The following is a 5,485-nucleotide window of genomic DNA, read 5'->3' as shown; positions in this document are numbered from 1 at the left end:
TATTACTGGTAATGTTGCGATTACCTGTTCGCCTGAAAGACCCTGTGCCATCCCCCATTAAAAGCTTTAAAAAATGGGAACATCAATTGTCGCACAGCGTTCATATTGGCTTATATGTCGCAATGTTTTCGATGACATGGTCCGGTTATTTAATGAGCAGTACTTATGCTTATGTCGAGGGTGTTGATATATTTGGTATTCTCACCGTGCCGGACATCACCCCTAAAAGTGAATACTGGAATGCTATCGCCCATCAAGTACATACATTTACAGCATGGTCATTTGTGGTGTTATTGAGTTTGCATTTGGCAGGGGTTGTGAAGCATCGTATCGTAGATGGCAAAGAGAATGATGTACTAAAGCGTATGATTTGAGGCAACACTGAAAAGTAAATGTTACTTTCATTATTGTTTGAAAGCGGTATAAACTGTTTAAATCTTCTGGGTGACAGTGGTATTAATAAATAAGTGGGTAGCGAGCGATGCAAGATGAAGCGAAAAAATTTAATTCCTTTAAAGAGTTTTATCCTTTTTCAAAATTAGCTGGACATCGGGCAAATACTTTAATTTTTCCTAATCTTTCTTCTGCAAATATTTCTGGTTGCTTTTCAGCAGTTTCCATTTTGGCGACTGGAGCAGGAATTACCGGCGCCTCTTGCTTTGTTGGTAGTTCATCTTCTAATCCAATTACTTTCTTCTGTGGACGCAGACCATAATCCATATCTGAATTACCAGAGGTTTCAAAGCCGGTGGCGATTAGCGTGATGCTAATGTCATTTCCTAACTCCTCATCTTGGCCATAACCCCAAATTACATCTGCAGTTGCGCCAGCTTCATCTTGAATAAAATCTGTGATTTCCGTAATCTCATCCATTGAGATTTCATCGGAACCAAAAGTGATATTGAGCAAAACATACTTCGCTCCTTTAATATGGCTATCGTTTAACAGCGGCGACGAAATAGCATTTTCAACTGCCTTTTGAGCGCGGTTTTCACCATTGGCTTTTGCCATACCCATAATCAATGGCCAGCAATGCACCGCCATTGCGGTTGATGAGGTCAGCGATGTCTTTGACGACTTGTTGGGCGATGAAGTTGGTTTCCCAAATTGCGTTCTCTTCAGCGTTGAGTTCACTTGGAAATGCATCGTCGGGCAATGGCGTAGGGGAAAGGCCCCAAGTGCGCGCACCTTCTTTTAGGCCGACCAAACGCTCGTGCCAATTGCCATTGGCGCGTTGGAACTGTTTGATCGGCAGTGCGTCAAAAAACTCATTCGCGACGAAAATCAGCGGACCGTCTTCAGCGCTAAGTTGATCAATTTCGGACCGCCAAACCACATTGTGGCCGTGCAAGTTTGTCCGTTGTTTTTCAATCAGCACTGGGTTGGTTTCGATCAGATTGATTTTGGCGGCGTCAAGAATGCCCGGTACTTGAGAAAGCACACGCACGCAATCCGCCATCAATGTGCCGCGGCCGGGACCAAGTTCCACCAACGAAAACTGTTTGGGGTTACCAAGTTGCGCCCAAGTCTGTGCCACCCAAATGCCAATCATTTCGCCAAACATTTGGCTGATCTCGGGCGCGGTGATGAAGTCCCCGGCTTTGCCTAGCGGGTCAGCTTTTTTGTAATAGCCAAGGATTGGGTGGGTGAGGGCAAGGCTCATATAGGTCGAAAGCGACATCGGCCCTTGCGACATGATTTGCACATTTATCAGTTCGCTTAAGGAAAAATCGTGATCGCTCATAGGGCGCGGGCCGTTGGGTGTTTGCGCAATGCGTTCCAAATTAGCCCCAAACCTGCCAAGGCAATGGGGATGGAAAGGATCATGCCCATCGTCAGGTTGAAGGGCAACAGACCAATGTGGGCGTCTGGTTCGCGCACGGTTTCCACCAAGATGCGGCTAACGCCATAACCGATGCCGAAAATGCCCGCACAAAGGCCGGGTCTGCGCAATCCTTGGAAGTTGTGGCTGACGACCCGCAAGATCAGGAACAATAGTAACCCTTCAAGCAGGCCTTCATAAAGCTGGCTGGGGTGGCGCGGGTCAGGTCCTCCGGTGGGGAACACGACGCCCCAAGGCATGTTGGTGACGCGGCCATAAAGCTCAGCGTTGATAAAGTTGGCGATCCGGCCAAACAGCAAGCCGAACGGGCTGATGAGGGCCAGCAGGTCAACTGCGGATAGAACGTTTGTCCCAATATGGCGGGCGTAAAGCCATAAGGCGATCACAAGGCCAAATAGTCCGCCGTGAAACGACATGCCGCCTTGCCAGATTTGTGGGATATCTACGGGGTTTTGCAAGAAATAGCTGCCCGCAAAAATGCCGCCAATACCTGCGCTCCAGTGCAGCCCCACGCTGAGCAAAATGTCATAAAACAACACATAGCCGATACGACCGCCGATAATAACGCCAAGCACCGCCCAAAATATGAAGTCGATCAATTGGGTTGGGGTGAAGGGGGCTTGCACTTTGCCCCAAAGCGGCTTTTGCAGAATTAAATGGCGGCCATAGGCCCACGCAAAAAGGATGCCCGCAAGATAGGCGAGGGCGTACCAGCGGATGACAATCGGGCCAAGCGAAAAGGCAATTGGGTCGATATTTGGAAAGGGCAAAGCGCTTCACTCACCTTAATAGGGTAATTTACCGCACCATGCATTTCACCGTAGCACTGGTCAAGGCAGCAATTGATGCTTACATAACTGATTTGAAACTGATCTTTTCACCCGACCATTAAAGGGGCAAAGCCATGCGTGATGGAAATAAGATTTTCGACGATCTGGGCAAATTGATGAACGATGCAGCAGGGGTTGCAGACGGAGTGCGCCGCGAAGCTGAAACAGCGGTCAAAGCGCAGATGGAACGTCTGGTCAACGATATGGACCTGACCAAGCGCGAAGAATTTGATGCCTTGCGTGAACTTGTGCAAATCCAAAGTGAAGAGATTGCTGACCTGCGTAAAGAGCTCGATGCTTTGCGTTCGAAGAAGAAAACTAGCTAAGCCGTCTCATTTCAGCACATAAAAGGCATGTGTATAACGCTTGAAATTAACAAGCTGTTAACCATGTCGGCCTGATCATCCACAAGAGATTTGGTGGGAATCGTTGTTTTACAATTCCCACATGGGATGGTCGGGGTACAGTTCGTTAACGCAGAAAAGATTCGCAACGAACGCTTTCCACTTCCAAAGGGTCGGCACGCCGACTTTTCAGATCTTGAAGTTGCGTATCACATACGGGTTTTGCCGGGTTTCTCCCCCTGGCAATTTCCCGTGCTGTAAAAACACGAGCTTTGAAAAGGCGAGAGATTATGTCGCTGATCGAGATGGAAATTGAACGGGCAATGCACCCGGTGGATATCATCGAGCACATTGCAGGAATAAATGATTGGTCGTTTGAGCGGGCTGACGCGGATGAGATTTCGATCTCTATTCGTGGCGGGTGGAGCGATTATCATGTCTCATTTTCTTGGATGGAAGATCTAGAGTCGCTGCATATTGCTTGCGCATTCGATTTAAAGATACCTGAAGCGCGGCGCGTGGAGGTCAAGCAATTGATCTCAAAGGTCAATGAGCAATTGTGGATTGGTCACTTTGACATTTGGAACAAGGAAAATATGGTCCTGTTCCGCAATTCGCACCTTCTAAGCGGGGGGGCAGAAGTTACCCCACAACAGTGCGAAGCTTTGTTGCATTCGGCTGTTGAGAGCTGCGACCAATATTATCAAGCCTTTCAATTTGTCGTTTGGGCAGGTAAACCAGCCGATGAAGCCTTATCGCATGTTATGTTTGAAACGGTAGGCTCAGCTTAGGAGCTTTTAAGAATGCCATTATTTGACGTCGGGCCGGTTGTACTCATAGGCGCTGGCCAAATGGGAATGGCGATGGCGGTAGGCTGGCTTGAAGCGGGCCTGTCGCCAGACCAATTGATTTTGGTTGACCCCAATCCGTCGCCCTACGTGCGCAACAAAGCCTCTGAGATTTCCATTACAACTTTGGCCAAACCGCCCGCCAAACCGGCGCAGGTTTTGGTGTTGGCAGTTAAACCGCAGGTTGCGCCTGATGTGTTGCCTGCTGCAAAATCCTGTGTTGATGAGAACACATTGGTGATTTCGGTGATGGCGGGCATTTCGATTGCTCAGATGAGTGAAGCATTGGGCACGAACCGCATTGTGCGCACGATCCCAAATACGCCGGCCAAAATTGGTTTGGGTGCCATTGGCGCCTTTGCGGGCAAAGGTGTTGAATATGACGATCAGGTGGTTGTCGACAATGTTTTGGACGCTTCGGGCCGCACATTCTGGGTGGAAAGCGAAGACGATATCAACGCTGTAACAGGTGTTTCTGGTTCCGGCCCTGCCTATATTTTTAATATGGTGGAGGCCCTGGCTGCCGCCGGGGAAGCCCAAGGCTTGGCCCCACAGTTGGCGATGGAATTGGCCCGGCAAACCGTTGTTGGTTCTGCCATGCTTTTGGAAGCTGAACCAAATACGGCCGCCGCCACATTGCGCGAAAATGTGACTTCGCCTAACGGCACCACCTTCGCCGCGCTGCAAATTCTTATGGGCGAGGATGGTCTGACCGATTTGATGGTGCGGGCTGTTACCGCTGCGCGCAAACGAAGTGAAGAGCTGGGCGCGTGACAGATCAGATCAGTTTTGATGACTACTTAAAAGTAGATATCCGAACGGGAACTGTTGTTGAGGTTCACCCTTTCCCTCAGGCGCGTAAGCCCGCGCATATTTTGCTGATCGATTTTGGTGAAGATATTGGGGTGAAAAAGTCCTCAGCTCAAATTACCGCTCATTATGCCGCCGATGATCTTATTGGCCGCCAGGTGATGGCTGTCGTCAATTTCCCGCCACGCCAAATAGGTCCGCTGAAATCTGAAGTGCTCACGCTTGGTTTTGAAGATGAAAACGGCGACATCGTTTTGGCCGCAGTTGATCAGCCGGTGCCTAACGGCAAACGTTTGATTTAAAACGCTTATCCTTGTTGATAAACTGACACCTATTTGTCTCCCTCAACCACGCAGTGCGCCCGCGAAACCATGAATGTGGTGCACGGCAGCTCATCTTTCGACAGGCTCAGGATGAAGAGGTGGGCATGGGGTGAGGCGGCGTGGGCGAACGGTGAAAGTGCGCTCATTTCGATCAGCGAATTTGGGCAAGACGCTCGCGCCAATATTGTCCGTCATCCCTGCGCAGGCAGGGAACCAGGCCGGAGTAAACCACGAACGCATTTGTTGGCGGTTGTTCTCGCCTGGATCCCGGACTAAATCCGGGATGACGCGCGAGGGGGAGGAGGCGGCGCGGGGGTAACTTTTGTGCTTCCCCCAACCTCATGGTGAGCTTGTCCAACCATGACTGTCGTGCACTGCGGTCCATCCTTCGACAAGCTCTTCGATGAGGTTTTTTGACAAAACTTATCCCCGTCCCCAAAACCCCATGCCACAATATGCGGACCTTTTCTTGAAACCGTCGCAGGGC

Annotated in this window: 8 protein-coding genes; 5 read left to right on the top strand and 3 right to left on the bottom strand. The window is 49.8% G+C overall.

Annotation, left to right across the window (positions count from 1 at the left end; all coding sequences use genetic code 11):
* On the top strand, positions 1 to 374 hold a 374-nt coding region (locus tag Q0231_RS12615), incomplete at its 5' end, for a cytochrome b/b6 domain-containing protein (protein ID WP_299347908.1).
* A 148-nt stretch (positions 375 to 522) separates the two neighbouring features.
* On the opposite strand, the gene Q0231_RS12610 is transcribed toward Q0231_RS12615, so the two are convergent.
* Genes Q0231_RS12610 through lgt form a run of 3 tightly spaced genes read right to left on the bottom strand, consistent with a single transcriptional unit; the run spans position 523 to position 2,613 of the window.
* Positions 523 to 1,017 carry a hypothetical protein gene (locus Q0231_RS12610; protein ID WP_299347907.1) on the bottom strand — a complete coding sequence of 165 codons (495 nt, stop codon included), beginning with the start codon at positions 1,015 to 1,017 and terminating at the stop codon, positions 523 to 525.
* The gene (locus Q0231_RS12605) at positions 992 to 1,744 is read right to left on the bottom strand and encodes an SAM-dependent methyltransferase (RefSeq protein WP_299347906.1); all 753 of its coding nucleotides are present in this window, start codon (positions 1,742 to 1,744) and stop codon (positions 992 to 994) included. Before Q0231_RS12605 ends, Q0231_RS12610 begins: the two co-directional genes overlap by 26 nt.
* Positions 1,741 to 2,613, bottom strand: a complete 873-nt coding sequence (lgt, locus tag Q0231_RS12600; RefSeq protein ID WP_299347905.1) for a prolipoprotein diacylglyceryl transferase — start codon at positions 2,611 to 2,613, stop codon at positions 1,741 to 1,743. The genes Q0231_RS12605 and lgt overlap by 4 nt, the downstream gene beginning before the upstream one ends.
* A gap of 134 nt (positions 2,614 to 2,747) precedes the next feature.
* On the opposite strand from lgt, the gene Q0231_RS12595 reads away from it, so the two are divergent.
* The 4 genes from Q0231_RS12595 (at position 2,748) to Q0231_RS12580 (ending at position 4,977) form a co-directional block, all read left to right on the top strand.
* On the top strand, positions 2,748 to 2,999 hold the full coding sequence (locus Q0231_RS12595) for an accessory factor UbiK family protein (protein WP_269394757.1): 252 nt from the start codon (positions 2,748 to 2,750) through the stop codon (positions 2,997 to 2,999).
* Between the two features lie 308 nt (positions 3,000 to 3,307).
* Positions 3,308 to 3,808 (top strand): YbjN domain-containing protein, encoded by a 501-nt coding sequence (locus tag Q0231_RS12590; protein WP_269394758.1) that lies wholly within the window; start codon positions 3,308 to 3,310, stop codon positions 3,806 to 3,808.
* A gap of 12 nt (positions 3,809 to 3,820) precedes the next feature.
* Complete coding sequence (gene proC, locus Q0231_RS12585) at positions 3,821 to 4,639, top strand: pyrroline-5-carboxylate reductase (RefSeq protein WP_269394759.1); 819 nt, start codon at positions 3,821 to 3,823, stop codon at positions 4,637 to 4,639.
* Positions 4,636 to 4,977 (top strand): tRNA-binding protein, encoded by a 342-nt coding sequence (locus Q0231_RS12580; RefSeq protein ID WP_299347904.1) that lies wholly within the window; start codon positions 4,636 to 4,638, stop codon positions 4,975 to 4,977. Before proC ends, Q0231_RS12580 begins: the two co-directional genes overlap by 4 nt.
* Positions 4,978 to 5,485 lie beyond the last annotated feature (508 nt).

The organism is uncultured Maritalea sp., from assembly GCF_937139385.1.
Taxonomy (GTDB): Bacteria; Pseudomonadota; Alphaproteobacteria; order Rhizobiales; family Devosiaceae; genus Maritalea; species Maritalea porphyrae_A.
This window is presented reverse-complemented; position numbering and strand designations above follow the sequence as displayed.

Excerpts from the sequence above, each read along its gene's own strand:
- proC (WP_269394759.1), top strand. The coding sequence starts at position 3,821 with ATGCCATTATTTGACGTCGGGCCGGTTGTACTCATAGGCGCTGGCCAA.
- Q0231_RS12610 (WP_299347907.1), bottom strand. The coding sequence starts at position 1,017 with ATGGGTATGGCAAAAGCCAATGGTGAAAACCGCGCTCAAAAGGCAGTT.
- Q0231_RS12590 (WP_269394758.1), top strand. The coding sequence starts at position 3,308 with ATGTCGCTGATCGAGATGGAAATTGAACGGGCAATGCACCCGGTGGAT.
- Q0231_RS12595 (WP_269394757.1), top strand. The coding sequence starts at position 2,748 with ATGCGTGATGGAAATAAGATTTTCGACGATCTGGGCAAATTGATGAAC.
- Q0231_RS12605 (WP_299347906.1), bottom strand. The coding sequence starts at position 1,744 with ATGAGCGATCACGATTTTTCCTTAAGCGAACTGATAAATGTGCAAATC.